Below are 26,282 nucleotides of genomic sequence, written 5' to 3'. Positions count from 1 at the left end.
CGCTTTCGTCGCCATGTTCCTCACGAGTGTGCGTCCCGCCCCGGAGCTTATTGGGGAGGGATTGCCCGGCGTGCCGGAACACATGCGCCGCCTGGGCGTGCTCATCGCAGCGCTGCCCGGCGGCGCCTTGCGTTTGCCTACGCCCGTGACCGTCGTCGTGGGGGATAACGGCGCCGGAAAATCCACGCTGCTCGAGGCCATCGCCGTGGGGCTTGGCGTCAATCCCGAGGGCGGCTCGCGCCACGCCCGGTTTGCCACCGGCGACGAGGACTATCCCGAGTGGCTCATCTGCTCGCGGGCGCACAACCCGCGCGACGTGTACTTCTTGCGCGGCGAGACCTTCCTCAACTTGAGCGAGTATCACCACCAGATCCACAGCCCGGAGAATCCCGATCCGCTCAGTGACCTGCCGTTTCTCAGCCACGGCCAGGGTCTGCTCGCCCTCGTCGAGAGACGCTTCCATTCTGACGGAATGATCATTCTCGACGAGCCGGAAGACGGCTTGTCCTATCCCCGGCAGGTCGAGGTTGTCACGCAGCTCGAGCGCCTCGCCGCCCAGGGCGCGCAGGTCATCCTCGCGACGCACTCGCCAGTCTTCCTCAGCATGCAAGGCGCGACCGTCTACGCGTTCGGCGACAAGGGGATTGCGCCCGTCGCTCCCGAAGCGACGGAAGCTGTCCACGCCGCGCGCGAGTTCCTTGCCGATCCATTGGGAACCGCCGCGTTTCTTATTGGGGAGGGCGAATGAGAGACTTCTATGTCGACGCCTATGCCGCGCTGGACGGCGGCCACGGACCTGAGTGGGTGTCCTCCGTTCCTGGTTTCGTGGCGCTGCGACGCCAAGGACTGGACCTGCGTGCGCCGGTGACCGTGCTGACCGGGGACAACGGGGTAGGAAAGTCGACGCTCGCCGAGGGCATTGCCTTCGAGTACGGCTTTCCTGAGCGCGGTGGGATATGGGGTGTGCAGCGCTCCGCCGGTCCCATCAATCCCCTCCGGAGGTGGGCGAGCCTGCGGCTAGGTACCGCGCCCAAGGACGGCTACTTCCTGCGAGCGGAGGCGCACTACAACGTTGGTTCGACCGCGATGTCGCATGGCGAGTCCGTCATGGACGTCGTGCAGCGTTCCTTTGATGGGCGCGGGCTCTACATCCTCGACGAGCCGGAATCTGGGCTTTCGCTCGTGCGGCAGATGACGCTCATGGCGGAAATCCATCGCGCCGCGGAGGCGGGTGCGCAGTTCATCGTGGTGACGCACTCGCCGATTGTGGCAGCCATCCCCGGTGCGCGGATTGTTGAAATTACAGAAGATGGGTTCTTCCTTGAGCTGCGCGACGTGACACAGACGCTGGCGTTTCAGTCGTTGCGTGAGTTTCTCTACGCCTCCGGATGCTAGATTCAGGGCCGAGAAAGCTGGATGGCGATCTTTACTTCTTGGTTGCTGGCCAGTACTTCACATCTTGAACATTCAGATTGCGTGCGTGTGCCGAATACAAGGTTCTGGAGGATTGGGGTTCCACGGCTTAGAGACGAGGACAACTCGGTCCTTTGCCTGCCGTTTTCACCTTGTACAGATTCAGCTGCGGGTAACTTGAAGAATCTTCGCCAGCAAACCGTGACATCGAGAGTGCATACATGCACAGACGTGTGCAACATCACGCTGGGACGTAATAATTCTCTAGATAACAATGGGTCGCAAGTGTGATTAGTCAGTACGCGAGAAAAGAAAACCTACGCGATGGAACGCGACCTCTACGCGATCGTCAACGACATTGCCGACCACTACAACAAGGTTCACTGAATGATGAACTGAAGGATCTTTTATCCCTTGTAGGCCTTTCATTGCACCACAGTGTTTCCTGCGAGCATGCTTCGCTCGGTATGAAACAGCGTCTAGGAATCGCCAAAGCACTGGTCGGTAATCCACAATTATTGCTTCTCGACGCTCACCTACGAACGGCCTCGACCCGAGGTTGGGGCTGAGTGGAGTGAGACACGATGGGGCGCACGCGCAGTCTAGAGCCCGAAGAATTCCTCCACGAGCTCGGCAGCGATGAAGGAATCCGTGTTTTTACCCAGGCGTGGGTCCAGCTCGTTGCCCGACGGGATGACGTGGCCCATGCCCTCGACGCTCACGAGCTCGACCGGCGCGCCGGTGGCGTCTGCCGGCTCCCAGCGGTCGACAACGGTGTCGGGGAAAAGGTGGGTGCGCTCTGGGCCGGCGGCATGGTTGAGCTCCGCGAAGCGTGCGGCGTTCTCCTGCGCGCCGGTGACGGCACCGCGGGTGCGCTTCGGGTCAATGCCCGCCGTTCCGCCCGTATAGGGCGCGAGCCGGTCGCCCGTGCCGTGGACGAACATGACCGGGGTGGGTTGGTACGCCGAGTCCGGATTGGTGGGCGCATGGTTGGCGCCGGCGCCGAGAGTGGAGGCGAAGATGCAGGCGGCATCGGCAAGCCCGGGGGCGTCGAAGAGCAAGCGGATAACCATCTGCCCGCCGTTGGAGAAGCCGCAGAGGAACACGCGGCTAATCTCCTGCTCCGCGCGCAGCTCGTCGAGGATGGCGCGCGTGAAGGCGACGTCATCGATGCCCAGCTCGCGCGCGGCGACGGGCAGGGTGGCGCGGGCATCGTTAAAGTGCTGTTCCACGCCGGTGGGGTAGACCGCAAGCATGCCGTGGCGGGTGGCGAGGTCATCGAACGTGCCGTTAGTGAAGCGGCGGATGACGTTCGCGGATTGCAGGGAGCCGTGGAAGAACAGGAGGAGGTCTCTCTGGCGCTCGACGTCATCATTCGGGCGGTACACGAGGTACGTGCGGGTGCGGTCTTGTAATTCGAGGCTACGGCGTTCCAAAGTCACGCATCTAGCCTAATCCTGATGCGCGCAGTGCTCATCGTGCGTCGAGGTGTGGTGTGTCTCGGCGTCGGCGCGATCGGTGGCGGCGCGGAAGTGTTCCTGGGAGGCGCGGCGGGCGGCGACGTCGTCGCGGACGGCCTTGCGGCTGCGAGCCCAGCCGATGCCGCGGCAGACCAGGTAAATAACAAAAGAGATGCTCGTGACGAAGACCGAGACGGGCAGGCCCGGCGCCAGGGAGAGGACCAGGCCGCCCACGGCGGAGACCTCCGCGAAGACGGTGGACCATACCACCGCGCGCAGCGGGGAGGAGGTAATCTGTACTGCCGCTGCGCCCGGGGTGATGAGCAGCGCCATGACGAGTAGGGAACCGACGATCTGTACGGACTGCGCGGCCGTCAGACCAACGAGGATGGCGAAACACACCGCCAGTGACTTCACCGGGACGCCGGCGGCTTGGGCCATGACGGGATCCGCAGAAGCGAAGAGCAGCGGGCGCCAGAACAACGCCACCACGGCGACGATGATGGCGGTCGTGGCGGCGAGCAGCCACACCGAAGCGGAGGAGACGCCAACGATCTGTCCTGTTAGGAGCGTCATCGCGGTTTTGGCGTTGCCGGGGTAGAGGTGCAGGAACAAAACCGAGAGTCCCAGGCCGAAACTCATGACCACGCCGATAGCGCTGTCTTGTTGGCCTTTCAGTCCCAGCACCGCCAGGATGATGGCGGCGACGATGGCGCCGGCAATCGCGCCGAAGCCGATATTGAGGCCGAACAGCAGGGCGGCGGCCGCGCCCATGAGCGCGAGCTCAGAGGTGGCGTGCACGGAGAAGGACATTTGGCGCAGGACGATGAGTGAGGTCATCACTCCGGAGAGGATTCCCAGCAGCGCGCAGGCGATGAGCGAGGATTGCACGAAATCAACGCCCAGCAGGTACTGGGTATCTTCGATGAATCTAGACAACGATGAGCCTCCCATCGACGTTGAGAACGGTCACGGTGGAGCCATAGAGTTCCGAGAGCACCTCGGAGCGCATGACCTCATCGACCGTGCCGAACATGTGACCATTGGGCGCAAGGTAGAGCACCTTATCCACCACGCCCAGCACCGGGTTGATGCCGTGGGTAACGAAGAACACGGAGGTGCCGCGCTCGTGGCGCCAGGCGTCGAGCTTGGCGACGGTTGCCTGTTGCCGTGCCGGGTCCAAGGACAATAGCGGCTCGTCCGCGAGGATGAGCTCTGGGTCGTTGGCGAGGGCTTGCGCCTGGCGGATGAGCTGCTGCTGGCCGCCGGAGAGCTGGCCCACGCGGCGGTTGGCAATTCCGGTGGCGCCGACCTCGGCGAGGAGCTCGTCGACGCGGCCCCGAGCAGGCCGTCGGTTGCGCAGGGTGCCGTGGGCGAGGGACAGTGACACCAGATCCCGGGCGCGCAGGGGCAGGTCCTGGGGGAACATTCTTTGCTGTGGGATAAAGCCCACGCGGCACGCGACGTCCACGCTGCCCGCGGTGAGCTGGCGGGTACCCAGGATAGTTCCCAGCAGCGTGGACTTGCCCACGCCGTTGGGGCCTAAAACGGCGATGAACTCGCCGCGGTCTACGGCGAGGTTCATATCCGACCACAGTGGTTCTACTGCGGCATTCTTAAAGGAAATGAGCACTTATGCGGCCTCGAGTGCGCTGACGACTTCTTCGTAGTAGTCGAGGAAGTTGGTCTTCTCCGGCGGGGTTTCACCAATCTCTACCACCGGGATGTTCTTGTCCTCGGCGGCGGTGCGAATGCGCTTGGTCATGTCGGTTTCGGTCTGCGGGTTGAAGATGAGCAGGTCGATCTTGTCCTGCTTGATGTCCTCGAGGAAGTGCGCCAGGTCGGCGGCGGTGGGCTCGCCTTCAGCAACGGTGGCCTTGCGGTAGCCCTCCGGGGTGGCGTCGGTGCTCTCGGTGTATTTGAAGATGTAGTCCGCGATGGGCTCGGTCTGCGCGTAGTTGTGCTGCGGGAGCTTCTCGATGCGTGCCTTCAGGCCCTCCACGCGCTCGACCAGAGGATCGGCGGTGGCCTTGGCCTCCGGGTTGGCCTCGTTGACGAGATTGGCTACGTCGGTCGCCACCTTCTCGATGGCCGCGGCGTCGTACCACACGTGCTCGTTGCCATCGATGTTGGTGATCTGCTCGGGGTGCTCGGCGGCGATCTTCTTGGCCTCGTCCATGGTCACGGTTTCGCCTTCGTGAGCGTGGTCATGATCATGACCTTCTCCATGGTCATGCTCGTCATGACCATGTTCGTCGTGGTCATGCGCGTGTTCCTCGTGCGCATGGTCGTGTTCTTCTCCATGATCATGATCGCCATGGTCATGCGCGGTCAGCGGCAGGGCGTGGATGATCTCGTCCTGGTTCTTGACTGCCTGGTAGAGCCATGCGTCGTAGCCGCCGCCACCGGCGATGATGACGTCGGCGTCGTTAGCGCGCGCGATGTCGGCCGCGGTGGGTTCGAAGTGATGGGGGTCCACGCCATTGCCGCTCACGATGGGGTGGACGTCGATGTTGACGTCGGTCTGCGCGGTGTTGACGACCGCCTGGGCCACATCAGCCCAGATGGAGGTCGAGGCGACGACCTGGATGGTTTCCTTATCAGCACCGGCATCCGAGCCGCCATCGGCGTTATCGCCGCTGGCGGAACAGGCGCTTAGCGTGGCGGCGCCCAGGGTGGCAGCGAAGAGGAGGGCGGTGGGACGTCGGAAAGCACGGCGTGAGTGGGAAGTGGTCATGTCCCTATTTCTACGCTTTAGTGAAAATTGTTGTCAAATGATAATGAGTTGAAAACGGGTAGTGTTACCGTCATGTCCAAACGCAGCACGACGCTGGCCTCCCTGGCTGCCGAACTCGGGGTTTCGCCCACCACGGTGTCCAACGCGTATAACCGCCCGGACCAGCTGGCGCCTGCCACCCGCGAGCGCATCCTCGCTGCCGCGGCCGAGCGCGGCTACACCGGCCCGGATCCCACCGCGCGCAGCCTGCGCACGCGCCGCCAGGGGTCGCTGGGGGTCCTGCTCACCGAGCACCTGTCCTATGCCTTCGAGGACATGGCTTCCGTGGACTTCCTCGCCGGGATGGCGGAGGCTTCAGCGGGGGCGAGCACGACCCTTACCTTGATTCCCGCCGGCCCGGATACCGTGGGCGCCCCCAACGATGCCCAGGCGGCGCAACTCGTAGGGTCGGCGGCGGTTGATGGCTTCGTGGTCTATTCCGTGGCGGCGGGCGATGCTTATCTGGAGGCCGTGCGCCGTCGCTGTCTGCCGGTGGTGGTGTGTGACCAGCCCACGGATTCGGGCCTGCCCTTCGTGGGCATCGACGACCGCGCCGCGATCGCCCCGGCGGCGCAGGCGCTTGTCGACGCCTCCCATACCCGCATCGGCATCCTCACCATCCGCCTGCACCGTGAGCGCCTCGACGGCGAAGTGACGGCCGAACAGCTCGCCGCGGCGGACATGCACGTCCAGCGCTCGCGCGTGCTGGGGGCGCTGGACGTCTTCGCGCAGGCGGGCCTCGATCCTTCAGATATCCCCGTGGTGACGCGCCACATCAACGACCCGCGCACCGCCTATGCGGCAGCCGAAGAGTTGCTGAGCGCCCACCCCGAACTCACCGCGGTGCTGTGCACGACGGACTCGATGGCGCTCGGCGTGATAGCTTATGCCCGCGATCATGGAATTGCTGTGCCCGAGCAGCTTTCCGTCACCGGATTCGACGGCATCGCGCCGGCCCTAGCGCTGGGACTGAGTACCGTCGTACAGCCGAATAAGGAGAAGGGGGCGGCAGCCGGGCGCATGCTGGCCAGTCTCATCGATGGGCGCGGCGACGTACCGCGCGCGTTGTTGGAGACCACCTTCCATCCTGGGCGGACCGTGGCCCCGGCTGGGGCTTAAGCGCTGTGCTGCGCGCGGGCGGCGGCGAGTTCTTCGAGGAACTCCGTCACCGCCGCGATATCGGGCACGCGTAGCGCCGCTTGCGTTGCGCCCTCACCGACCTTGACGCCGAGGTCCGGCGGTTGGTTGAGCATGGCGAAGCCGTCTTCGTCGGTGGTGTCATCCCCTAAAAAGACCACCGCCGTGGCGCCGACGCGCTGGCGAAGCTTCTCAAGCCACGTGCCTTTCGTGGCCTGCGTAGCGGAAAATTCGACGACGCACTTGCCCGCAGTCTTAGGGAAGCCATCGGCGCTGAGAGCCTCGCCTTCTGCATAGGCCGCGGCCGCCGCGTCAGGATCCTGCAACTCTAGCGTCCGCAGGTGCAGCACGCGCTGGAAGGGTTTGACCTCCAGTTCCGCGCCGGGGTGGCGCGCGATGATTTCTTTGAGTTCTGCTTCTTTCTTCGCCAGGTGAGCTTCCATCTCCGGAGTGAGGGCGGAATCCTCCCAAGAGGACTCTGCGCCATGCGAGCCGCCCAAAAGTACCGGTTCACGCAGCGGGCAAACCCGCTTTAAGCCTTCGAGATGCCGACCGGAGAGTACCGCGGCGGTGGTGTTCGGGAGCTCCGCTAGGGTGGCCAGGGCGTCGAGTGAGCGCTGCTCCGGCTTTACGTCATACGCGTTGCGCGCGAAGCCCGCTAAGGTGCCATCAAAATCGGACACAACCGCGAGGCGTTCGGCGGAGGCGAGAGCATCAATCATGCTCCCCACCCTAGCGCTGAAAACTTCAGGGCTACAGCGAAGCCATCCGGATGATCGGTGAATCCACTTTGTCGGTGCGCAGCGTCAATACGAGTTGGTTGTTGGGGTTAAGCGCAAAGCCGAATTCATGGCCTTCGGCGATGAGGTTGCGCATGAGCGAATCGGCCCACCTGACCGAGCCCTCGCAGTCTTCACCGTTCGGTGGGCTCTCGTAGGTGGCTTTTTCTACCCTCATCACGTCACCCTCCCAGATCGTGGAGGCCTTGTTCCCTTTGTGGAAGGAGACCTCGGCGGTGAAGGGGACGCAGCCGGTCGAGCCCACGGCAGTGTGCTCACCGAAACTCATGTGCGGCACTTGCGCGGTATCGGCTGGGAGGGAGGATGGCGCGTCCGGGGAGGTATAAAGGTTGATGACCTGCCAATCCTTGCCCACGATGCGATCATCGCCGCGCGGCGTGGGCTCCTCGTCCGCGGAGCCGCACCCGGTGAGGCCACTTGCGAGCAGCGCCGAGGTGAGCACAGCGGTGAGCGCTGCGGCGGGGCGGCGTCGCATCATGCTTCCTCCTGATCCAACGCGCCGAGGAAGGACTGCGACCACAAAGCGATATCATGCTGGCGCACCTGCTCGTTCATGGCAGTCATGCGCTCGCGCATGGTCTCAGGCGATTCCTCCAGCGCCTTGACCGCGGAGAGCAGGGCGCGCTTGATGGATTCGATGTCGAAGGGGTTGCACAGGTTAGCTTGAGTAAGCTCTGCCGCCGCACCTGCGAACTCGGAGAGCACGAGCGCGCCGGAGCCATCGCCGTGGGAGGCCACGTATTCCTTGGCCACTAGGTTCATGCCGTCCTTAAATGGCGTGACCAGCATGATGTCCGCGAGCCTGTAGTAGCGGCGCAGGACCTCCTTCGGAACGGAGCTGTGCTGATAGTGCACCACCGGCGCACCGAGGCGCCCGAAGCACCCATTGATGCGGCCTACGGCTTCCTCCACCTTCGAGCGCGTGGCGCGGTAGTGGTCGATGCGCTCGCGCGAGGGCGTGGCCAGCTGCACGAAGGTCACCTCTTCTGGGTCCAGCGCCCCGGTTTCGAGGAGCTCCTCGAAGGCAGTAAGACGCTGCAGGATGCCCTTTGTGTAGTCGAGGCGGTCGACTCCCAAAATGACGTGCGTGGGGTTACCCAACTCCGCACGTAGCTGGGCGATGTCCCCCGCATCACCGCCTTCAGCGAACTCACCCGCCGCAATGGAGATGGGAAAGGCACCGATTCCGACGGAATGCCCACTACTGGTCACGATGCGCGCGGTGACCGCGCGGGTGCTCACTTCACCTTCGACCTTCAGGCCCTGGGTGCGGGCGAGCTCTAGGAAATTGCGGGCGTTGGATTCGAGGTGGAAGCCGATCAGGTTGGCGTCGAGAAGCCCCCGCACCAACTCCTCACGCCACGGCAGCTGGCGGAAGAGATCCGGGGAGGGGAAAGGGATGTGGAGGAAGAAGCCGATGGTGAGATCGGGGCGCAGCTGGCGCAGGATGCCGGGCACGAGCTGCAGCTGATAGTCCTGAACCCACACCGTGGCATTCTCCGCGGCGACAGCCGCTACCTCGTTGGCAAAACGCAGGTTGACCTCGCGGTAAGCATCCCACCAATCGCGGTTGTAGACGGGGGTGACGATGAGGTCGTGGTAGAGCGGCCACAGGGTGGCATTGGAAAAGCCCTCGTAGAAGGCTTCATAATCCTCTTGCGTGAGGCGTACCGGGTGAAGCAGGACGCCGTTGTCGGTGGTGAAAGGCTCAGGGGCCTCGTCGGCCACGCCCGGCCAACCCACCCAACAGCCCTGGTGTTCTTCCAAGACAGGGGAAAGCGCGGTGACGAGACCGCCGGGGGAGGCCTTCCATTCACGGGTGCCGTCGGCGGAGGTCTCGAGGTCCACCGGCAGGCGGTTGGCCACGACTACGAAGCTATTGCTGCGCCCGGACATAGCTAGGCCTTCTTCGCGGACTTTTTAGACGCCTTCTTCGTCGACTTCTTGGTGCTCTTCTTAGTCGCCTTCTTTGAGGCTTTCTTCGTAGCCTTCTTGGTCGCCTTCTTGCTGGACTTCTTGGAGGCCTTCTTCGTTGACTTCTTGCTGGACTTCTTTGGAGCAGCATCGGCTTGCTCGGCCAAGACCTTGCGGTGCACCAAGCCTTCCGGTTCGACGCCCAGCATCGACATAAGAGTCACGCCGTCAAGGAAATCCTCCGCATAGGTGGCAACGACGCGGCGCGCGGAGCGGGCGGTCTCTTCCTCTACTGCATGAGTCTGGTCAGCCGCTGGCTGAGTATCTGTGACCTTTGGTGGCACGGAGTCCTCCTGGGATGAAGTGTGAAAGCTTTCAGACCGGCTATTCTACGCTATTGCGACGCCGATGGGGCGCTCGGGTCATCTTTGCCGGGCACCGTGTAGGTGGGGCGCTGCGCTGGAAACTCCGTGGTGACGGGCCACATGTCCGTGACGGCATCGCCCTGCTGGAAGCGCGCCTGCTGCGCGGGCGTCGGTGGCTTGGGGCCATACTGCGGCGGCGGGGCCGGCAGGTTGTGGCGCGGTGCGAAGGGGGACATGGGCACGCGGGGGATGCGTGCTCGCTGCGCCAAACGGGTGGCCCGCGAAAAGGAAAAGGTTCCCAGGCGCTTGAAGGCGGTATAAGGCCGGAAGTACTGCGGGCGGCGCAGGCGGCGGGCGACGCGCTCACCAAAGACCACACCGGCGGCGAGCGCGCCGGAAATGGCAAGGGCGCTGGCCAGGTTGGTCAGGCCGGTGATGAGCTGTTCATTGAGCATGGCATACATGCCGCGGTACAAGGTCAGGCCCGGCAGCATGGGGGTATAGCCCACGATCATGGTGATGAGCGGTGGCATCATGTAGCGGCGGGAAAGGAGACCACCCGCGAGGCCCACCGCCACGGCCGAGAATCCGGAGGCGACGACAGCGCCAACGCCGAAAAAGACGACGAGGAAGTAGTAGAAAACCATACCGGCGGCCGCCGTGAGCCCGGAGATGGTGACCTCCGACCACGATGCCCCCAAGGCCAACGCGAAGGCGGCGGAGCCGATTCCGCCGCACAGCACCAGAAGCGGGATCTGGTGATAGACGGGTGGCGCGAGCGTCGCCAGCGGCGGCAGGCTAAAGCCCACCCATGAGGCAACCTGGATACCCAGGCCCACGCCGGCGATGATGGCGCCGGTGGACATGAGGGCCTCGAAGAACTTGGCGGAGGAAGTCACGGGCGCGCGCGTGATGCCGTCCACCAGGCACTGCACCAAGGTCAGTCCCGCCACCAGCACGATGATGCCCGAACCGATGATCTGGGAAGGCAGAATGTGGATACCAAAACCCGCGAAGACGTTGTAGAGAATGGCCGCGGGGACAACGGCAAGCAGGCCGCCGACGAGGTTCTGATAGAAGGGCGGCAAGCGGTACCCGGCCAGGAACATGTTCGTGCCCATGATGAGAGCCGAAATGAGGAACGTGATGAGGCCGACGAGGAGATCACCACCGAGCATGACGGCGATAAACCCACCCATGGCGCCCCAGGCGCTGACGATGGTGGTCGTGGAATAAGGGTTCTTCATCGCGTCGATATCATCCAGGACCTTCTCCGCCATGGCCGGCGGCGTGGCACCGGAGTGGATGGAGCGGATGAGGCGGTCGACGGCGGACAGCTTGGTGAAGTCCACAGCGATGCTCGGCGCCACGCGGAAGACGTGGAGGTTTCGCCGGTCCGGGCCCGTGCCGATAGCCGTGTGGATAGTGATCGTGTTCATCAGGATGGACACGTGACAGTAGTGCAGACCATAAGAGGATGCGACGAGGTGAATCTGCGCCTGGACGTCGGTATTGGCGGAGCCAGCCGCAATCAGGATTTCCCCGACGCGCGCGGCGATCTCCATGACGCCCGTGACCTGGGCCGGGTCGGTGAGATCGACCGGGGCAAGAGGGGAGGGCGGTGGTGCGGCCTTCGCGGCGTCAATGGTGGCGACGGGGGCCGAACGGTACAGCAGGCGCTGGCGCAAGGAAGAAAGAACAGACACGGAAAAGAAAGACCTCATCAACACTTCTGGGTTCGGTAAGTCAGCACTTTAGTAACTGCCGCCGATTTATGCACCTGCCAGTGCTTTTCGGGGTCCTCGCACCCGCTTTTTCGCAGCGCAAGCCCCCTGGCTTTCCTTCCGAGGGGTGGTCTCAGGTACGATGCCCTCTAGCGGATTAGCCGCGGTGCTGGAGTGGCGCAATTGGTAGCGCAACGCACTTGTAATGCGTAGGTTGCGAGTTCAAGTCTCGTCTCCAGCTCAAAGAGGGCCTTTTTAAAGCCCATTTTTCTTAGTCGGCGAGGTGGCCTAGGGCGACGTCGATAAGCGCCCGGCGTCGCTGCGGTGGCAGGGGGCGTTCGGTGAGGTGATCATGGACCCACAGGCCGTTCGCTATCACCATCGCGAGCGCCACGGATTCATCCTCCGTGGCGGGATCGGGGAGCCAACGCTCGTCGACATCCCTCCACACCTTCTGAAAATCCGGATGTGACTGCGCGTGGATGGACATCAGCAGCTCAATGAGCGGATCATTTTTGCCCATTGATTCCAACGCGGCACGGTAGCGCTGGCGCGGGCTTAATTCCTCGGCCGTCTTGCCGTCTGAGAGTGCGATAAGCTCCTCCTCCCAGCGCTCCGCGCACAACGAATGGCAGTCTATGAGCAGCTGGTGCCGGGAAGGGAAGTGGTAGATGAGCCCAGACTTGCTCATGCCCGTGGCCGTGGCCAAGGAATCATAAGTGAGCGCGTGGACGCCGTCCTTCTCGATGATGGTGAGCGCCATGTCGAGCGCTTCGACCTTTTTACTAGTGCGAGGCATCGGCACCTCCTGACGTGGGGTTGGTGCGGAAGCACCAGCCGGTGACCGCGGCGAAGACGAGCATGACTACGCCGAGTCCTGCGGCGGTGGCCAGGTAGGCGTCGGTATAGGCGGGGCCGGCAACCTCCGCGAGCGCCGAGTTGTGGAGCGCTTCCATGCCCAGGTCTTGGACGTCTTCGGGCAGACCGCTCTTGTACACCATGGGGAGTACGGAACCGGTGATCGCAATCGAGAGCAGCGTGCCGAATTCATAAGAGACCTCCTCCACGCCGGCGGCCATGCCGGAGCGCGAGGCGGGGGCGGCGCCGATGATGGCGGTGGAGGAGACTGACATGACAAGTCCCGCGCCGATTCCGGTGATGAATAGGCCCGCCAGGTATGCGGGGAAGATGTCGTGCGTGCCGCCCCACACCACGCAGCCGATGCCCGCCGCCATGAAGAGGAAGCCACCGGCGATGATCGGCAAGAAACCCCAACGGTGGAGGTTGGCACCACCCAACGCGGACATTGGCAGCGCCGCCAGCGCGATGAGGGAAATGATGAGCCCGGCATGAAGCGGGGAATACAGGTCCACCAGCTGGAGCTTCTGCGTCGTGGTCATCTCTAGTCCCGCCATGCCAAACATGGCGCCCGCCGCAGCCAAGACGCCGCCGCTAAAGATGGGGGAGCGGAAAATATCGAAGGTGAGGAGTGGTTCCTCCAGCTTGTGCTGGCGGCGGGTGAAGAGGATGGCACCGATGAGGCAGGCGGCTAGCGCGCCGCCAATGAGCATGGCGTTGAGGTGGGCGCTGGCCACCGACTTGATGACGAGTATCAGCGAGGCCAGCGTGATGAGCGCATACAGCGAGGAGAGGAAATCCCAGTGCTTCGCCGGGTTCGCCATATTCGGCGGGGCGAGGAAGGCCGTGAGGATGAGCGCGATGATGACGATGGGCACGTTGACCAAGAAGACCGAGCCCCACCAAAAATGCTCCAGCAAGAAGCCACCCACCGTGGGGCCGGCCGCCGCACCCACGACGGCGATGGAGCCCCAAATGCCGATGGCTGTATTGCGCTCAATCTCATCCTCAAAGGTCAACCGGATGAGAGCGAGGGTCGCGGGCATCATGATGGAGGCCCCGAGGCCCAAAAAGGCGCGAGCCGCGGCTAATTCCCACGCGCCGGGCGCTAGCGCTGCGGCCAGTGATGCGATGCCGAAGATCCACAGGCCGATGACGAACATGCGGCGGTGCCCGATTTTATCGCCCAACGTGCCGGTTCCCAGCAGGAGGCCGGCCAGCATGAGCGCGTAGGCGTTGATGATCCACAGCTGCTGCAGCGAGGTGGCGTGGAGCTGATCGGAGAGCACCGGTAGCGCGGTGTAGAGGATTGAGTTGTCTAAGCCGATCATGAGCAGGCCCAGGGAAATGACGCCAAAAAAGGTCCACCGGCGCGTAGCGGAGGCGCGGAGGGATTCGGCGGAGGCTTTCACGTGGAGGTCTGACATGGTTCGAAACTATAGCGAACGGTCGTTACAGTTTCAAAGCCTAGAAGGTCGAGTTGTTGTCGCAGTCACAAAGTTTCTAGGACGTGAGAAGTCAGCTTTATGGTGGCGAAACGCGCCTTAAAGGGGGGACACTGGGGCCGTTAACGGCAAAAGTTAGAGAGGTAAATCATGGCACGCAATTACGCCACACAACTTGTTGAAACCTTGGAAGCCCAGGGTGTGAAGCGCATCTACGGCCTCGTCGGCGATTCCCTCAACCCCATCGTGGACGCAGTGCGGAAGTCCTCCATCGAGTGGGTTCACGTTCGCAACGAGGAGGCCGCAGCGTTTGCCGCGGAGGCCGATTCCCTCACCACCGGCAACCTTGCCGTGTGCGCCGCATCCTGCGGCCCGGGAAATACGCACCTTATTCAGGGACTTTATGACGCCCACCGCAACGGCGCCAAGGTCCTCGCCCTGGCCAGCCACATTCCTTCCCGCCAGATCGGCTCGAAGTTCTTCCAGGAGACCCACCCGGAGGCCATCTTCCAAGAGTGCTCGAGCTACTGCGAGATGGTGAACTCCGCTGACCAAGGTGCCGTGGTCTTGCACCACGCCATCCAGAGCACCATGGCGGGCAAGGGAGTGTCGGTCCTCGTTATCCCGGGCGATGTGTCCACGCAGGAGGCCGAGGATGATACCTTCACCTCCTCTGTTATTTCCGCTGGCAGCCCGGTCGTCTTCCCGGATCCTGCCGAGGCCGCCGCATTGACCCAGGCCATCAATGGGGCCAAGACCGTCGCCCTCTTCGTCGGCGCCGGCGTGAAGAACGCCCGCGAGCAGGTCCTCGCGCTCGCCGAAAAGATCAAGGCCCCCATCGGCCACGCCCTGGGTGGCAAGATGTACATCCAGTACGACAACCCCTTCGACGTCGGCATGTCCGGCCTGCTCGGCTATGGTGCAGCCCACGAGGCCACCCACGAAGCAGACCTGCTCATCCTGCTGGGCACGGATTTCCCCTACAACGACTTCCTGCCGGATGCCAACGTGGCGCAGGTTGACATCGACGGCTCCCACATCGGCCGCCGCACCCGCATCAAGTACCCGGTGACCGGTGATGTTGCCGCCACCATCGAGAACATCCTGCCGCACGTGGAGGAGAAGAAGGACCGCTCCTTCCTGGACAAGATGCTCAAGAAGCACTACGACAAGCTGAATCACGTTGTCGAGGCCTATACCTCCGGCGTGGAGAAGCACACCCCGATCCACCCGGAGTACATTGCCGATCTCATCGATCAGCAGGCCGATGAGGACGCCATCTTCACCGTCGATACCGGCATGTGCAATGTCTGGGGCGCGCGCTACATCACCCCGAATGGTAAGCGCGAGCAGATTGGTTCCTTCCGCCACGGCACCATGGCCAATGCTCTGCCGATGGCCCTCGGCGCGCAGGCGGCGAACCCGGGCCGCCAGGTCATTACGTTCTCTGGTGACGGCGGTCTGTCCATGCTCATGGGCGAGCTCCTCACGGTGAAGCTGCACAACCTGCCGGTGAAGATGTTCGTGTTCAATAACTCTTCCCTCGGCATGGTCAAGCTGGAGATGCTGGTCCAGGGCCTCCCGGAGCACGAGACCGACCACGAGCACGTCAACTACGCCAAGATTGCGGAGGGCGCGGGCATCAAGCACTTCCGCATCGAGGACCCGAAGGAAGCGCCGCGCCTCATCAAGGAGGCCTTGGCCTACGACGGGCCTGCGCTTATCGACGTCGTCACCGACCCCAACGCCCTCTCCCTGCCACCCACACTGACCTTTGAGCAGCTGCTCGGCTTCTCCAAGGCGGCAACCCGCACCGTCTTCGGCGGCGGCGTGGGCCAAATGCTCACCATGGCGAAGTCCAACCTGCGCAACATCCCGCGCCCGCAGGACTTCTAAGCGGACTCTCGGCATTCGGCCGTGACCCCCGCCTTCCCTCCGGCATACTTTTCGCCGTGGGGAGGCGGGGGTTTGCTGTGCGGGGAGTTCTCGGCTTGCACCTGCCGCGACGTCAACTTCTAAGCTTCGTGTCATGAGCACGGACTACAGCGACTACAGCATTGGTGAGGTGGCCGCCATCCTCAAAGTCACCACTCGAACGTTGCGGCACTGGGATGAGATTGGGCTGCTGAGCCCGCAGTGGCGCACTGTGGGAGACCACCGTCTCTACACAGAAGACGACCTGCAGCGCGGTATGGACATTGTGATCTATCGCAGCGTGGGCATTGAGCTGAAGGACATCGCTGAGTTGTTGCAGGCGCCCGCCGCGTCCGCCGTGGATCGTCTCCGTGCTCAGCAGGCTGCCTTGCGGAAGCGGCGCGCCGATGTTGACGCGATGCTGCAGGCAGTGAACCGACTAATCAAGGAGACCGAAATGGATCAGAACCTTAGCGCGAGCCAAAAGGTAAAGAAGCTGGGTGACGCATGGCCCACGTTGCAGGAGGAAGCCCACGAGAAGTGGGGTGACAGCACAGAGTGGGCGGCCAGTGCGGCCGTCGCGGAATCGATGGGGAAGAAAGACTGGGAGGAATTCTCCGTGGAGCATGAACACTTTGCGGCCGAGCTAGAGGAGGCCGCGAAAGCGGGACTTGAGGCAGGCAGCGAGGAGGCGAAGGAGATCGTCGACAAGCACTGTGCTCTCATCGCCCAGTGGTACCCGGTGTCGAGGTCCAAGCAAGTGCTCCTGGCGCGCATGTATTGCGAGGATCCGCGCTTCGATGAGACCTACCGTGGCAACGCCGACTACCTGCGCCAGCTGATCGAGGCTCAAGCCCAGGCAGAAGGGCTAGATCTGGATAATCTCGTGTGGGACTAATCTGTTCACAGCGCACGTCCAGACTCCGCTCAGTACCCTGGGAAGGCGTAGTGCAATACTTCTCACTTTGAATGAGAAACCCCCACGCCACCTAGTCATAGGAACAGCGGAGAAAGGACCAAAGCGGGACCATGGATGATTCAAAGGACGTCAAGGTACTTGTCGTCGATGACGAGCCCAATATCGTTGAACTACTTACTGTCTCCCTGAAGTTTCAGGGCTTCGATGTACACAGCGCCAACTCCGGCAACGAGGCTCTGCGCATCGCGCGTGAGATCAATCCCGACGCCTACATTATGGACGTCATGATGCCGGGCATGGACGGTTTTGAGCTGCTGGGCAAGCTGCGCGCAGAAGGCCTCGACGGCCCCGTCCTCTACCTCACCGCCAAGGACAGTGTGGATCAGCGCATCCATGGCTTGACTATCGGTGCGGATGATTACGTCACCAAGCCCTTCAGCCTGGAGGAGGTCATTACTCGCCTGCGCGTGATCCTGCGCCGCGGCAATGCGGTGGATGATCAGGATGGCAGCGCCACCATGACCTATGCCGACCTCACTCTCAACGATGACACCCATGAGGTCACCAAGGCCGGGGAGATCGTGGAGCTTTCGCCCACCGAGTTCAACCTGCTGCGCTACCTCATGCAAAACCGCGAGGTGGTGCTGTCCAAGTCCAAGATTCTGGACAACGTCTGGCACTACGATTTCGGCGGCGATGGCAACGTGGTCGAGTCCTACATCTCCTACCTGCGCCGCAAGATTGATACCGGCGATACACCGCTGATCCACACCGTCCGCGGCGTTGGTTATGTGCTGCGCACACCGCGCACGTAGGCTCATCCACTATGAGCGAATCCCCCGCGAACACTCAGGGCTCGGATTCTGGATCCTCTTCGGTGCGGAATAGCGCCCTGCGCCGGCGCATGCAACGCCCTAAAGCGCTGCCCCTGCGCACGTGGCTGCTCGTCCTCATGGTTCTGGTTTCGGGCTTGGGCCTGGCTATGTCCTCCCTGGCGGTGTCATCGATTATGCGCAACGTTCTCTACACGCGCGTGGACACGGAGCTCAATGACGCGATTGGCTCCTGGGCCAGCAACCTCGACGCGGCCTTTTATACCCCGCAGGACGGAAGCCGCCGGCCCCCGACGGACTATGTAGCACTGGCGTATTATCCCGATGGCTCCGTGGTAACCACGCGGCCGATGGCGGGGTTGCCGGATGCCCGCTCGGTGGTCGTCGGCGGCGAGCCCACGAGTGTCCGCTCGGTTCAAGGCGAAACCGAATGGCGGGCCGTGGCGAAGCTCAAATCGGATGGTTCCGTGGTCGTCGTGGCCAAAGACATGACGACGGAGAACTCCATCCTTAAAGGCCTGGCCATTGTCCAGGTCATTATCGCGGCGTTGGTCATGCTCATCATCGCGTTGGTGGGCATGTGGCTCATCCACAGAGCCTTGCGTCCGCTGCGCGTGGTGGAGAAAACGGCCTCCCAGATCGCGGCGGGCAACCTGGATAAACGCGTTCCTGAGTGGCCGCTGCACACCGAGGTGGGGCAGCTCGCCGCAGCGCTCAACGTCATGTTGACGCAGTTGCAAAACTCCGTGCTCCATGCGCAGGAGAAGGAGCAACAGATGCGCCGCTTCGTCGGAGATGCCTCCCACGAGCTTCGCACCCCATTGACCAGCCTGCGTGGCTATACGGAGCTGTACCGTTCGGGGGCGACCCAAGACCCGGAGTTTGTCTTCAGCAAGATCGATGCTGAGTCGAAGCGCATGTCGCTGTTGGTGGAGGATCTGCTGGCCCTGACGCGCGCAGAGGGCTCGCGCCTCGACATGCGTGAGGTGGACATGTTGGAGCTCGTGCTCTCTGTGGGTTCTTCGGCGCGCGCGGCTTTTTCTGGCCGCACCATCAACGTCAACAACGAAGCCTCCGGGATTCCAATGGTCAACGGAGACCCGGACCGCTTGCACCAGGTATTGCTTAACCTGGTGTCCAATGGCATCCGCCACGGCGGTGATGAGGCGTCGGTGACGCTGACGTTGCGGGATGACGAGGAGCACGTGCTTATCGACGTTGCCGATGATGGCAAGGGCATCTCTCCCGAAGATGCAGCCCACATCTTTGAGCGCTTTTACCGTGCTGATAGCTCACGAACTCGCGATACGGGTGGCTCGGGCTTGGGCTTGGCCATCGTGAAGTCACTCGTGGAGCAGCACGGCGGTTCGATTTCCGTGGATTCGGAGCTGGGCAGCGGCTCGGTGTTTACCGTCCAGCTGCCCAAGGCGGCAGCTAGTTCCTAGCTGCCGAAAGGTAGCAGTCAGCTCTTAGCTGTCGCGGCGGCCGTCCTCATCCGTGCCGAGGTGCTGGCGGATACGCGCGGCGGCCTCGTCCATGGCGGCGGGGTCGGTGGCGTCGGCAGCGAAGGCCTTGGCAAAGTCGTAGTCTTCCATCTTCTCGGTGGGGAAGAGGTGGATGTGGGTGTGGGGAACGTCGAAGCCGGCGATGATGTAGCCGGTACGTGGGGTGTCGAAGGCCGTCTTGATGGCGCCACCGATTTCCAGAGCGATGGCGTTGAGGTGTGCCCAGGTTTCAGGATCGAGGTCAGTCCACTTATCTACTTCCTCGACCGGCACCACCAAGGTGTGGCCGTAGCGCAGCGGCTCGATGGACAAAAATGCCACGCATTTCTCGTCGCGGTAGACAAAGCGAGCAGGCAGCTCGCCTTCGATGATCTTTGTAAATACGGAAGACATGGCCCCTAGGCTACCGCCAGTTAAGATAGACGGCATGCGCATTCTCGTTATCGGTTCGGGCGGCCGCGAACACGCCCTGCTCACTGGCCTGAAAGCTGACCCCACTGTTACCGATCTGCACATCGCACCGGGCTCCCCGGCCCATGCGAAGCAGGCCACCGTCCACCCAGAGTATTCCCAGGTGGATGATCCTGCGCGCATGGTTGAACTAGCCGTGGACATCGCCGCTGACCTCGTCGTCATCGGGCCGGAGGTGCCGCTGGTGAAAGGCGTGGCGGATGCACTGCGTGAGCGCAGCATTGCGGTCTTCGGGCCGTCGGCAAGCGCGGCGCAAATCGAGGGTTCCAAGGCCTTTGCCAAGGACGTCATGGCGGCCGCCGGCGTGCGCACCGCCCGCGCAGAGCAGCTCGCCCCTGGTGTAAGTGATGCGGACATTGAGGCCGCGCTCGACCGCTTCGGCCCGCACTTCGTGGTCAAGGACGATGGCCTAGCCGGCGGCAAGGGCGTGGTGGTGACCGAATCCCGCGAGGAAGCCCGCGCGCACGTCGATGCCGTTCATGCAGCCGGCAACCCGGTGCTGCTCGAGTCCTTCCTTGACGGCCCCGAGGTCTCCCTGTTCTGCCTCGTGGATGGTGAGACCGTCGTGCCGCTGCTGCCGGCGCAGGACCACAAGCGTGCCTATGACAACGATGAAGGCCCCAACACCGGCGGCATGGGCGCTTATACGCCGCTGCCGTGGCTGCCTGCCGACGGTACCCAGCGCATCGTCGACGAAGTTTGCGTCCCCGTGGCCAAGGAAATGGTCAAGCGCGGCACGCCGTATACCGGGCTGCTATATGCGGGACTGGCCTGGGGCAAGGAAGGTCCGGCCGTCGTCGAATTCAATTGCCGTTTCGGTGACCCGGAAACGCAGGCGGTCTTGTCCCTTCTGAAGTCCCCACTGGGAGAGGTCCTGAACGCCACCGCGACAGGGCAACTCGCGGACCTTGCGCCGCTGGAGTGGGAGGAAGGCTACGCCGTTACCGTGGTGCTGGCTGCCGAGGGTTACCCGGCTTCCCCGCGCAAGGGTGATCCGATCACCTCGCCGGATCTTGATGATCCCACCCGCGTCCTCCACGCTGGCACCACCACGGGGGAGGGCGGATACGTATCCAACGGTGGTCGTGTCCTCAACGTCCTCGGCCGCGGTGCCACCTTGGCCGACGCCCGCGCCGCCGCCTACGAGGTGCTCGACGGCATCAAGCTGGAGGGCAGCTTCTTCCGCAAGGACATTGCGTTGCCAGCGGAAAAGGGCCAGATCAGCATCTAGTCCGCTGATAATGCCGCCTTTGGGGCGAGGCGTGGAATAATGAGCGACGTGGCTGAAAAGAAGAACATTTCCAACGTCCTGTCCGCTCGATACGCCTCCCCAGAGATGGCTGAAATCTGGTCCCCAGAACACAAGATTATTCTGGAGCGCCAGCTGTGGATCGCGGTGATGAAGGCGCAGAAGGATCTCGGCGTCGATATTCCCGCCCAGGCCATCGCCGCCTATGAGGCGCAGGTAGAGAACGTGGACCTTGCCTCGATTGCCCAGCGTGAGCGCGTCACGCGTCACGACGTCAAGGCACGCATCGAGGAATTCAACGCTCTGGCCGGCTGCGAGCACATCCACAAGGGAATGACCTCGCGCGACCTGACGGAAAACGTCGAGCAGCTGCAGATTCTGCGTTCCTTAGAGCTGGTGCGCAATAAGGCCATCGCGGTGGTCTCGCGCATTGGTGAGCACGCCGCGCAGTACCAGACGCTGGTGATGGCAGGCCGCTCCCACAACGTTGCTGCGCAGGCGACGACCTTGGGCAAGCGCTTCGCCTCGGCTGCCGACGAGCTCCTGCTCGGCATCGAGCGCGTGGAATCCCTGTTGAGCCGCTACCCGCTGCGCGGCATCAAGGGCCCGATGGGCACCTCGCAGGACATGCTCGACCTCATGGGAGGCTCCGAGGACAAGCTCGCCGCGCTGGAGACGCGCATTGCGGATCACCTGGGCTTCTCCCGCGTATTCAACTCGGTGGGCCAGGTTTACCCGCGCTCCCTCGACTTCGACGCTGTGTCTGCGCTCGTTGAACTGGGTGCTGCGCCCTCCTCGCTGGCCACGACCATCCGCCTGATGGCCGGCAACGAGACCGTGACTGAAGGATTCAAGGAAGGCCAGGTCGGCTCCTCCGCGATGCCGCACAAGATGAACGCCCGCTCCTGCGAGCGCGTGTGCGGTTTCCAGGTAATCCTGCGCGGCTACCTCACCATGGTGGCGGATCTGTCTGGCCAGCAGTGGAACGAGGGCGACGTGTTCTGCTCGGTGGTCCGCCGCGTGGCACTGCCGGATGCCTTCTTCGCCATTGACGGTATGTTTGAAACCTTCCTCACCGTGCTCGCGGAATTCGGTGCCTTCCCGGCGATGATCGACCGCGAACTGGAGCGTTACCTGCCCTTCCTTGCCACCACCCGCATCCTCATGGCGGCGGTGCGCGCGGGCGTGGGCCGCGAAACTGCGCACGAGGTCATCAAGGAAAACGCCGTCGCCGTGGCGCTCAACATGCGTGAGAATGGCGGGGAGCAGGATCTGATCGAGCGCCTAGCTGCCGACGAGCGCCTGCCACTCGATGCCGCCGCCCTCGAGGCCGCGCTGTCGGACAAGCACGCTTTCATCGGCGCTGCCGAATCGCAGGTGAGCCAGATTCTGGGCCGCATCAAGGCGATTGCTGATCAGCACCCGCAGGCCGCCGCCTACACCCCGGGCGAAATCCTCTAGTTTCACCCTTGGCGGTACGTTTCGATCAATTAAGGCCCCAGATCCTCAATTTTCTGGCCCTTATTTGATCGAAACGACTTCCCATTGGCGGCCGGGCTCACCCGGCACTAGCTCTTAGGCTATTCCAGGGATGCGCAGAACCGGCAGCTCGAAGCCGCCGAGGGATTTGCCGTTGGTAGCAAGGTAGCCGCCGATCATCAGAGCGGTGAGCACCGCCATGATGCCGAGAACCGTAGCACCCGTGGACGAGGTTTGCTGCTGCGTCGTCTTGCCCGGGATGGGTAGCTCCGGCACCGGCTGGATACCTTCCTGCGCACCGCGGCTGTGCAGCTCTTCCACGCACTCGGCAAAGGACTGCACCTGCGCTGCGTTGAAGGCATCGACGGCCTCCTTTTCCTGCGCCTGGTTTTCTGCCAGAGCGGCGCGCAGCTTAGGGCTGAAATCGCTACCCGTAGACAATAACGGTGCCGGTCCCTTCTCAGTCCGGGACTTCGCCGCATTGATCGAGTATTCGGCATCCCCTGGCAACAGCACCGATTCATCCTCCACCAGGTCCTCCGGGGCGGACGCGCCGACCATGATGATGACCATATCCGCGCCCGTGTAGCCGGCCTTGCCCAGCGCGGCCACCGTCGCCGCGTAGCCCGGAGCCTTGCTGATATCGCGCGAGGTGTACGCGGAGAAGTCCAGCTTCGGGAACTGCGCTTGAATCTTCTCCGAGGTCGTGCGGATGGTGTTGATGTAGCCCGCCCGGACATCGCGGGCTAGTGCGCGATCCGTGGAGGACGCCGACATCGTGCACAGCCACTGTCCGTGGGCGGACTCGCGCACGGAGATGTCGGCTGCGTGCGCAGCGGGCACAGACAGGGCGGCGCCCACCAGCGCAGCGGAGGTCAAAAGGGAGGTCAGGCGAGAGTGCACGGGCTTAGCTCCTCGGGATTGGGATGTATCTTGAAGCAGTCTAGACGGGTCTAGAATGTATGTCATGCGTCCAGAACTTTCTTCCTATGCCCACATCGCCTCCGGCAAGGTGCGCGATATCTACGAAATCGATGACAAAACCCTGCTCATGGTGGTCTCCGACCGTATTTCCGCCTATGACCACGCCCTCGAGCCGGCCATCCCCGACAAGGGCCGCGTGCTCACGGCGACGTCGAAGTTCTTCTTCGACGCCATCGACTTCCCCAACCACCTGGCCGGACCGCTCGATGATGAGCGCATCCCCGAGGAAGTCCTCGGTCGCTCAATGGTCGTGCAGAAGCTCGACATGCTGCCCTTCGAGTGCGTCGCCCGCGGCTACCTCACCGGCTCCGGGCTCAAGGAGTACAAGGCATCCGGCAGCGTGTGCGGAGTCGAGCTGCCCGAGGGTCTGACCGAGGCTTCCCGCCTGCCCGAGCCCATCTTCACCCCAGCCACCAAGGCGGAGCAGGGCGAGCACGATGAGAACGTCTCCTTCGATGTCGTCGTGGACAAGCTCGGCCGCGAACGAGCCGAAGAGCTGCGCGATGCCACCCTGCGCATCTATGCCAAGGCCGCCGCGTTGGCGGAGGAGAAGGGCATTATTTTGGCGGATACGAAGTTTGAGTTTGGCGTCGATAAGCACGGCACCCTGGTGCTGGCCGATGAAGTCCTCACCCCGGACTCCTCGCGCTACTGGCCGGCCGACACCTATGAGGAAGGCAAGGTCCAGCCTTCCTTCGATAAGCAGTACGTGCGCGATTGGCTCACTAATTCCGGCTGGGACAAGGAGTCCACGCCGCCGCGCTTGCCGGACGACGTTGTCCAGGCCACCCGCGCGCGCTATGTTGAGGCCTTTGAGCGCCTGTCCGGAACCACCTTTTAAGGAGGCTGAATGAACGCACCGATTGCTGCTAAGCGCCCCATTACGCGAGAGTTTCACGGCCGCAGCTTCGTCGATGACTACGAGTGGCTGCGTGAGAAAGACACCCCGGAGACCCGCGAATACCTCGAGGCCGAAAACGCCTACACTCAAGAGCGCACTGCGCACCTGGAGACCTTGACGGAGAACATCTTCACCGAGGTCAAGTCCCGCATCAAGCAGACGGACATGTCCGTGCCCCAGCGTCGCGGCAAGTACTGGTACTACGGCCGCACCGAGGAAGGTAAGGAGTACGGCTATAGCTGCCGCATCCCGGTGTCGGAAGGCTCCGATCCGTGGACCCCGCCGACCATCCCGGAGACGGGGGCACCGGAAGGGGAGCAGGTGCTTCTCGACGTCAACGCGCTCGCCGAAGGCCACGACTTCTTCGCTCTGGGTGCGTCCACGGTGAGCGATTCCGGTGACCTGTTGGCCTATTCGGTCGACGTGGCCGGTGATGAGCGCTTTGAGCTCTTCATCAAGGACCTGCGCACGGGCGAGCTGTTGGAGGACCGCCTGGAAGGTATCTTCTACGGTGCAACGTGGGTGGGGGAGGAGTTCATCTTCTACACCACCGTGGATGATGCGTGGCGCCCGGATACGGTGTGGCGCCATCGCGTGGGCACCCCGCAGTCGGAGGACGTCGTGGTCATGCGTGAGGAGGATTCGCGTTTCGGCATCGGCGTGGGCACGACCCGCAGCGAGAAGTACATCATGATCGTGTCGAGCTCGAAGATGACGAGTGAGGCATGGGTACTCGAGCAGGACAACCCGGAGGGTGAGTTCCGCTGTTTGTGGGCGCGCGAGTCCGGAGTGGACTACGACGTCGATCATGCGATCGTGGACGGTACCGACTATTGGGTGGTCACGCACAACGTGACCGGCCCGAACTTTGAGTTGGGCTATTGCCCGGTCAGTGAGCAGCTTCCTTCCTTGCGTAAGCTCACCGTGCTCATGCCTCACGATGATGAGGTTCGCTTGCAGGGCGTTGATTGCTACCGCGACCACATCGTCGTGGCCTACCGTCGGGGCGGCATCGGCCGGGCGGCGATTATGGATGTGCGGGAAGGCTGGGCGCGCCTCAGCGAGCTCAACTTCAACGAAGAGCTCTATACCGTTGGAGTGGCCGGCAACCCGGAGTGGGACGCCCCAGTTCTGCGCGTGAGCTACACATCCTTTATCCAGCCCGCACAGCTCTTTGACTACCGCGTGGCCACCGGTGAGTACACGCTGCTCAAGGAACAGGAAGTACCAGGCGGCTATGACAAAGACGAATACGTGGCCTACCGCGTCTGGTCTGAAGCACCCGATGGGACGAAGGTGCCGGTGTCCATCGTGCACCGCGCGGACCTGGACCGCACGCAACCGAACCCGACGTTGCTTTATGGCTACGGTTCCTATGAGGCGAATATGGACCCGTACTTCTCGGTCTTCCGTTTGTCTCTCATGGACCGCGGCATGATCTTTGCCATGGCGCACGTTCGCGGTGGCGGCGAGATGGGCCGCAACTGGTACGACGACGGCAAGATGCTGGCCAAGAAAAACACGTTTACGGACTTCATTGCGGTGGCGGATGACCTCATCGCGCGCCGGGTGACTACACCGGAGACCTTGGTGGCTGAAGGCGGTTCCGCCGGTGGCCTGCTCATGGGCGCGGTGGCGAATATGGCACCGGATAGGTTCAAGGCCATCGAGGCTAACGTGCCCTTTGTGGATCCGCTGACCTCGATTCTCATGCCGGAGCTGCCGCTCACGGTGGTGGAGTGGGAGGAATGGGGCGACCCGTACCACGATCCGGAGGTCTACGACTACATGGCCTCCTATGCGCCGTACGAGAACATCGCTCCGCAGGAGTATCCGAATATTCTGGCGTTGACCTCGCTCAATGACACCCGCGTGCTGTATGTTGAGCCGGCGAAGTGGGTGGCCAAGCTGCGTGACGTTGCCACCGGCGGCGAGTTCCTCCTCAAGACGGAGATGGCCGCGGGCCACGGTGGTGTGTCCGGGCGCTATGCCCAGTGGCGGCAGGCGGCTTTTGAGTACGCGTGGTTGATCAACCAGGCCACGGGTGTCGCGGCCTAGGGACCGCTTACGGCGTGTGGCTAATCAGCCGCACGCCGCCCATGTGGGGGAGCGCCGAATCTCTCTCAGCGCGCGCC

The 26,282-nt window shown here is 63.1% G+C and carries 25 protein-coding genes and 1 tRNA gene; 13 read left to right on the top strand and 13 right to left on the bottom strand.

The genetic code is table 11. From position 1 onward, the window contains the following. Window positions 1-13 precede the first annotated feature (13 nt). The 3 genes from HMPREF2604_RS00760 to HMPREF2604_RS13415 all read left to right on the top strand — a co-directional run bounded on the left by HMPREF2604_RS00760 (window position 14) and on the right by HMPREF2604_RS13415 (window position 1,982). Window positions 14-748 (top strand): AAA family ATPase, encoded by a 735-nt coding sequence (locus tag HMPREF2604_RS00760; protein ID WP_010188884.1) that lies wholly within the window; start codon window positions 14-16, stop codon window positions 746-748. Further along, a complete protein-coding gene (locus HMPREF2604_RS00755) occupies window positions 745-1,395 on the top strand; it encodes an AAA family ATPase (RefSeq protein WP_010188886.1) in 651 nt (216 codons plus the stop codon). The genes HMPREF2604_RS00760 and HMPREF2604_RS00755 overlap by 4 nt, the downstream gene beginning before the upstream one ends. Window positions 1,396-1,700: 305 nt before the next feature. Continuing rightward, window positions 1,701-1,982, top strand: coding sequence for an ATP-binding cassette domain-containing protein (locus HMPREF2604_RS13415; protein WP_080550367.1), 282 nt, complete (start codon window positions 1,701-1,703; stop codon window positions 1,980-1,982). A gap of 33 nt (window positions 1,983-2,015) precedes the next feature. Here the strand turns inward: HMPREF2604_RS13415 and HMPREF2604_RS00750 are convergent, their stop codons facing one another. Genes HMPREF2604_RS00750 through HMPREF2604_RS00735 form a run of 4 tightly spaced genes read right to left on the bottom strand, consistent with a single transcriptional unit; the run spans window position 2,016 to window position 5,610 of the window. After that, complete coding sequence (locus HMPREF2604_RS00750) at window positions 2,016-2,855, bottom strand: CE1 family esterase (RefSeq protein WP_070522820.1); 840 nt, start codon at window positions 2,853-2,855, stop codon at window positions 2,016-2,018. Between the two features lie 9 nt (window positions 2,856-2,864). Beyond that, window positions 2,865-3,827 carry a metal ABC transporter permease gene (locus tag HMPREF2604_RS00745; protein WP_196189550.1) on the bottom strand — a complete coding sequence of 321 codons (963 nt, stop codon included), beginning with the start codon at window positions 3,825-3,827 and terminating at the stop codon, window positions 2,865-2,867. Next, complete coding sequence (locus tag HMPREF2604_RS00740) at window positions 3,805-4,506, bottom strand: metal ABC transporter ATP-binding protein (protein WP_070562301.1); 702 nt, start codon at window positions 4,504-4,506, stop codon at window positions 3,805-3,807. Before HMPREF2604_RS00740 ends, HMPREF2604_RS00745 begins: the two co-directional genes overlap by 23 nt. Further along, window positions 4,507-5,610, bottom strand: a complete 1,104-nt coding sequence (locus tag HMPREF2604_RS00735; RefSeq protein ID WP_070562298.1) for a metal ABC transporter solute-binding protein, Zn/Mn family — start codon at window positions 5,608-5,610, stop codon at window positions 4,507-4,509. It abuts the gene before it with no gap. A gap of 72 nt (window positions 5,611-5,682) precedes the next feature. On the opposite strand from HMPREF2604_RS00735, the gene HMPREF2604_RS00730 reads away from it, so the two are divergent. Further along, a complete protein-coding gene (locus HMPREF2604_RS00730) occupies window positions 5,683-6,768 on the top strand; it encodes a LacI family DNA-binding transcriptional regulator (protein WP_070522832.1) in 1,086 nt (361 codons plus the stop codon). On the opposite strand, the gene otsB is transcribed toward HMPREF2604_RS00730, so the two are convergent. From otsB to HMPREF2604_RS00705, 5 genes are read right to left on the bottom strand one after another with little or no spacing between them, the layout of a single operon-like run. Beyond that, window positions 6,765-7,508, bottom strand: a complete 744-nt coding sequence (otsB, locus tag HMPREF2604_RS00725) for a trehalose-phosphatase (RefSeq protein WP_070562295.1) — start codon at window positions 7,506-7,508, stop codon at window positions 6,765-6,767. The genes HMPREF2604_RS00730 and otsB overlap by 4 nt on opposite strands. A gap of 31 nt (window positions 7,509-7,539) precedes the next feature. Further along, on the bottom strand, window positions 7,540-8,064 hold the full coding sequence (locus HMPREF2604_RS00720; protein WP_070562292.1) for a hypothetical protein: 525 nt from the start codon (window positions 8,062-8,064) through the stop codon (window positions 7,540-7,542). Further along, window positions 8,061-9,482: an alpha,alpha-trehalose-phosphate synthase (UDP-forming) gene (locus HMPREF2604_RS00715; RefSeq protein ID WP_070562289.1), complete on the bottom strand. Its 1,422-nt coding sequence runs from the start codon at window positions 9,480-9,482 to the stop codon at window positions 8,061-8,063. Before HMPREF2604_RS00715 ends, HMPREF2604_RS00720 begins: the two co-directional genes overlap by 4 nt. Before the next feature lie 2 nt (window positions 9,483-9,484). Further along, window positions 9,485-9,844, bottom strand: coding sequence for a hypothetical protein (locus HMPREF2604_RS00710; RefSeq protein ID WP_070522844.1), 360 nt, complete (start codon window positions 9,842-9,844; stop codon window positions 9,485-9,487). A 50-nt stretch (window positions 9,845-9,894) separates the two neighbouring features. After that, entirely contained in the window at window positions 9,895-11,571 is a 1,677-nt protein-coding gene (locus HMPREF2604_RS00705) for a threonine/serine exporter ThrE (RefSeq protein ID WP_070562474.1), read from the bottom strand. A 186-nt stretch (window positions 11,572-11,757) separates the two neighbouring features. Between HMPREF2604_RS00705 and HMPREF2604_RS00700 the strand changes: the two genes are divergently transcribed. Continuing rightward, window positions 11,758-11,830: transfer RNA gene (locus HMPREF2604_RS00700), tRNA-Thr, on the top strand. Window positions 11,831-11,860: 30 nt separating this feature from the next. Here HMPREF2604_RS00700 and HMPREF2604_RS00695 read toward each other — a convergent pair. Together HMPREF2604_RS00695 and HMPREF2604_RS00690 are read right to left on the bottom strand one after the other, a co-directional pair. Next, window positions 11,861-12,388 carry a TetR/AcrR family transcriptional regulator gene (locus tag HMPREF2604_RS00695; RefSeq protein WP_070562286.1) on the bottom strand — a complete coding sequence of 176 codons (528 nt, stop codon included), beginning with the start codon at window positions 12,386-12,388 and terminating at the stop codon, window positions 11,861-11,863. Then, a complete protein-coding gene (locus HMPREF2604_RS00690; protein WP_070562283.1) occupies window positions 12,375-13,874 on the bottom strand; it encodes an MFS transporter in 1,500 nt (499 codons plus the stop codon). The genes HMPREF2604_RS00695 and HMPREF2604_RS00690 overlap by 14 nt, the downstream gene beginning before the upstream one ends. A 168-nt stretch (window positions 13,875-14,042) precedes the next feature. Between HMPREF2604_RS00690 and HMPREF2604_RS00685 the strand changes: the two genes are divergently transcribed. The 4 genes from HMPREF2604_RS00685 (at window position 14,043) to HMPREF2604_RS00670 (ending at window position 19,003) form a co-directional block, all read left to right on the top strand. Continuing rightward, window positions 14,043-15,788: a pyruvate dehydrogenase gene (locus HMPREF2604_RS00685; protein ID WP_070522852.1), complete on the top strand. Its 1,746-nt coding sequence runs from the start codon at window positions 14,043-14,045 to the stop codon at window positions 15,786-15,788. Window positions 15,789-15,921: 133 nt separating this feature from the next. Further along, window positions 15,922-16,704: a MerR family transcriptional regulator gene (locus HMPREF2604_RS00680; protein WP_070562280.1), complete on the top strand. Its 783-nt coding sequence runs from the start codon at window positions 15,922-15,924 to the stop codon at window positions 16,702-16,704. Between the two features lie 131 nt (window positions 16,705-16,835). Further along, entirely contained in the window at window positions 16,836-17,540 is a 705-nt protein-coding gene (locus tag HMPREF2604_RS00675) for a response regulator transcription factor (RefSeq protein ID WP_070522860.1), read from the top strand. Between the two features lie 11 nt (window positions 17,541-17,551). After that, the gene (locus tag HMPREF2604_RS00670; RefSeq protein WP_070532342.1) at window positions 17,552-19,003 is read left to right on the top strand and encodes a sensor histidine kinase; all 1,452 of its coding nucleotides are present in this window, start codon (window positions 17,552-17,554) and stop codon (window positions 19,001-19,003) included. Between the two features lie 24 nt (window positions 19,004-19,027). Here the strand turns inward: HMPREF2604_RS00670 and HMPREF2604_RS00665 are convergent, their stop codons facing one another. Beyond that, on the bottom strand, window positions 19,028-19,456 hold the full coding sequence (locus HMPREF2604_RS00665) for an HIT family protein (RefSeq protein ID WP_010188927.1): 429 nt from the start codon (window positions 19,454-19,456) through the stop codon (window positions 19,028-19,030). A 34-nt stretch (window positions 19,457-19,490) separates the two neighbouring features. Here HMPREF2604_RS00665 and purD point away from each other — a divergent pair, with 34 nt between their 5' ends. Continuing rightward, window positions 19,491-20,765, top strand: a complete 1,275-nt coding sequence (gene purD, locus HMPREF2604_RS00660; RefSeq protein ID WP_070532345.1) for a phosphoribosylamine--glycine ligase — start codon at window positions 19,491-19,493, stop codon at window positions 20,763-20,765. Between the two features lie 39 nt (window positions 20,766-20,804). Further along, window positions 20,805-22,244, top strand: coding sequence for an adenylosuccinate lyase (purB, locus tag HMPREF2604_RS00655; protein ID WP_070532348.1), 1,440 nt, complete (start codon window positions 20,805-20,807; stop codon window positions 22,242-22,244). A 114-nt stretch (window positions 22,245-22,358) separates the two neighbouring features. Here purB and HMPREF2604_RS00650 read toward each other — a convergent pair whose 3' ends face one another. Continuing rightward, the gene (locus HMPREF2604_RS00650) at window positions 22,359-23,165 is read right to left on the bottom strand and encodes a serine/threonine protein kinase (RefSeq protein WP_070562278.1); all 807 of its coding nucleotides are present in this window, start codon (window positions 23,163-23,165) and stop codon (window positions 22,359-22,361) included. Window positions 23,166-23,229: 64 nt separating this feature from the next. Here HMPREF2604_RS00650 and HMPREF2604_RS13820 point away from each other — a divergent pair, with 64 nt between their 5' ends. Both HMPREF2604_RS13820 and HMPREF2604_RS00640 read left to right on the top strand, forming a co-directional pair. Next, a complete protein-coding gene (locus tag HMPREF2604_RS13820; RefSeq protein WP_070562275.1) occupies window positions 23,230-24,087 on the top strand; it encodes a phosphoribosylaminoimidazolesuccinocarboxamide synthase in 858 nt (285 codons plus the stop codon). 9 nt (window positions 24,088-24,096) lie between these two features. Next, entirely contained in the window at window positions 24,097-26,205 is a 2,109-nt protein-coding gene (locus HMPREF2604_RS00640) for a S9 family peptidase (RefSeq protein WP_070562271.1), read from the top strand. Window positions 26,206-26,282: the final 77 nt, after the last annotated feature.

The sequence above is a fragment of the Corynebacterium sp. HMSC055A01 genome, assembly GCF_001809405.1.
GTDB classification, from domain to species: domain Bacteria; phylum Actinomycetota; class Actinomycetes; order Mycobacteriales; family Mycobacteriaceae; genus Corynebacterium; species Corynebacterium hesseae.
The sequence above is the reverse complement of the archived record's forward strand: the minus strand, read 5'-3'. Positions and strand labels throughout refer to the sequence as shown.

Bases quoted from the DNA above. Each gene is read 5' to 3' on its own strand.
- purB (WP_070532348.1), top strand. From the start codon at position 20,805: ATGAGCGACGTGGCTGAAAAGAAGAACATTTCCAACGTCCTGTCCGCT.
- HMPREF2604_RS00715 (WP_070562289.1), bottom strand. From the start codon at position 9,482: ATGTCCGGGCGCAGCAATAGCTTCGTAGTCGTGGCCAACCGCCTGCCG.
- HMPREF2604_RS00665 (WP_010188927.1), bottom strand. From the start codon at position 19,456: ATGTCTTCCGTATTTACAAAGATCATCGAAGGCGAGCTGCCTGCTCGC.
- HMPREF2604_RS00640 (WP_070562271.1), top strand. From the start codon at position 24,097: ATGAACGCACCGATTGCTGCTAAGCGCCCCATTACGCGAGAGTTTCAC.
- HMPREF2604_RS13820 (WP_070562275.1), top strand. From the start codon at position 23,230: ATGCGTCCAGAACTTTCTTCCTATGCCCACATCGCCTCCGGCAAGGTG.
- purD (WP_070532345.1), top strand. From the start codon at position 19,491: ATGCGCATTCTCGTTATCGGTTCGGGCGGCCGCGAACACGCCCTGCTC.
- HMPREF2604_RS00675 (WP_070522860.1), top strand. From the start codon at position 16,836: ATGGATGATTCAAAGGACGTCAAGGTACTTGTCGTCGATGACGAGCCC.
- otsB (WP_070562295.1), bottom strand. From the start codon at position 7,508: ATGATTGATGCTCTCGCCTCCGCCGAACGCCTCGCGGTTGTGTCCGAT.
- HMPREF2604_RS00730 (WP_070522832.1), top strand. From the start codon at position 5,683: ATGTCCAAACGCAGCACGACGCTGGCCTCCCTGGCTGCCGAACTCGGG.
- HMPREF2604_RS00720 (WP_070562292.1), bottom strand. From the start codon at position 8,064: ATGATGCGACGCCGCCCCGCCGCAGCGCTCACCGCTGTGCTCACCTCG.
- HMPREF2604_RS00760 (WP_010188884.1), top strand. From the start codon at position 14: ATGTTCCTCACGAGTGTGCGTCCCGCCCCGGAGCTTATTGGGGAGGGA.
- HMPREF2604_RS00735 (WP_070562298.1), bottom strand. From the start codon at position 5,610: ATGACCACTTCCCACTCACGCCGTGCTTTCCGACGTCCCACCGCCCTC.
- HMPREF2604_RS00670 (WP_070532342.1), top strand. From the start codon at position 17,552: ATGAGCGAATCCCCCGCGAACACTCAGGGCTCGGATTCTGGATCCTCT.
- HMPREF2604_RS00680 (WP_070562280.1), top strand. From the start codon at position 15,922: ATGAGCACGGACTACAGCGACTACAGCATTGGTGAGGTGGCCGCCATC.
- HMPREF2604_RS00745 (WP_196189550.1), bottom strand. From the start codon at position 3,827: ATGGGAGGCTCATCGTTGTCTAGATTCATCGAAGATACCCAGTACCTG.
- HMPREF2604_RS00685 (WP_070522852.1), top strand. From the start codon at position 14,043: ATGGCACGCAATTACGCCACACAACTTGTTGAAACCTTGGAAGCCCAG.
- HMPREF2604_RS00695 (WP_070562286.1), bottom strand. From the start codon at position 12,388: ATGCCTCGCACTAGTAAAAAGGTCGAAGCGCTCGACATGGCGCTCACC.
- HMPREF2604_RS00755 (WP_010188886.1), top strand. From the start codon at position 745: ATGAGAGACTTCTATGTCGACGCCTATGCCGCGCTGGACGGCGGCCAC.
- HMPREF2604_RS00690 (WP_070562283.1), bottom strand. From the start codon at position 13,874: ATGTCAGACCTCCACGTGAAAGCCTCCGCCGAATCCCTCCGCGCCTCC.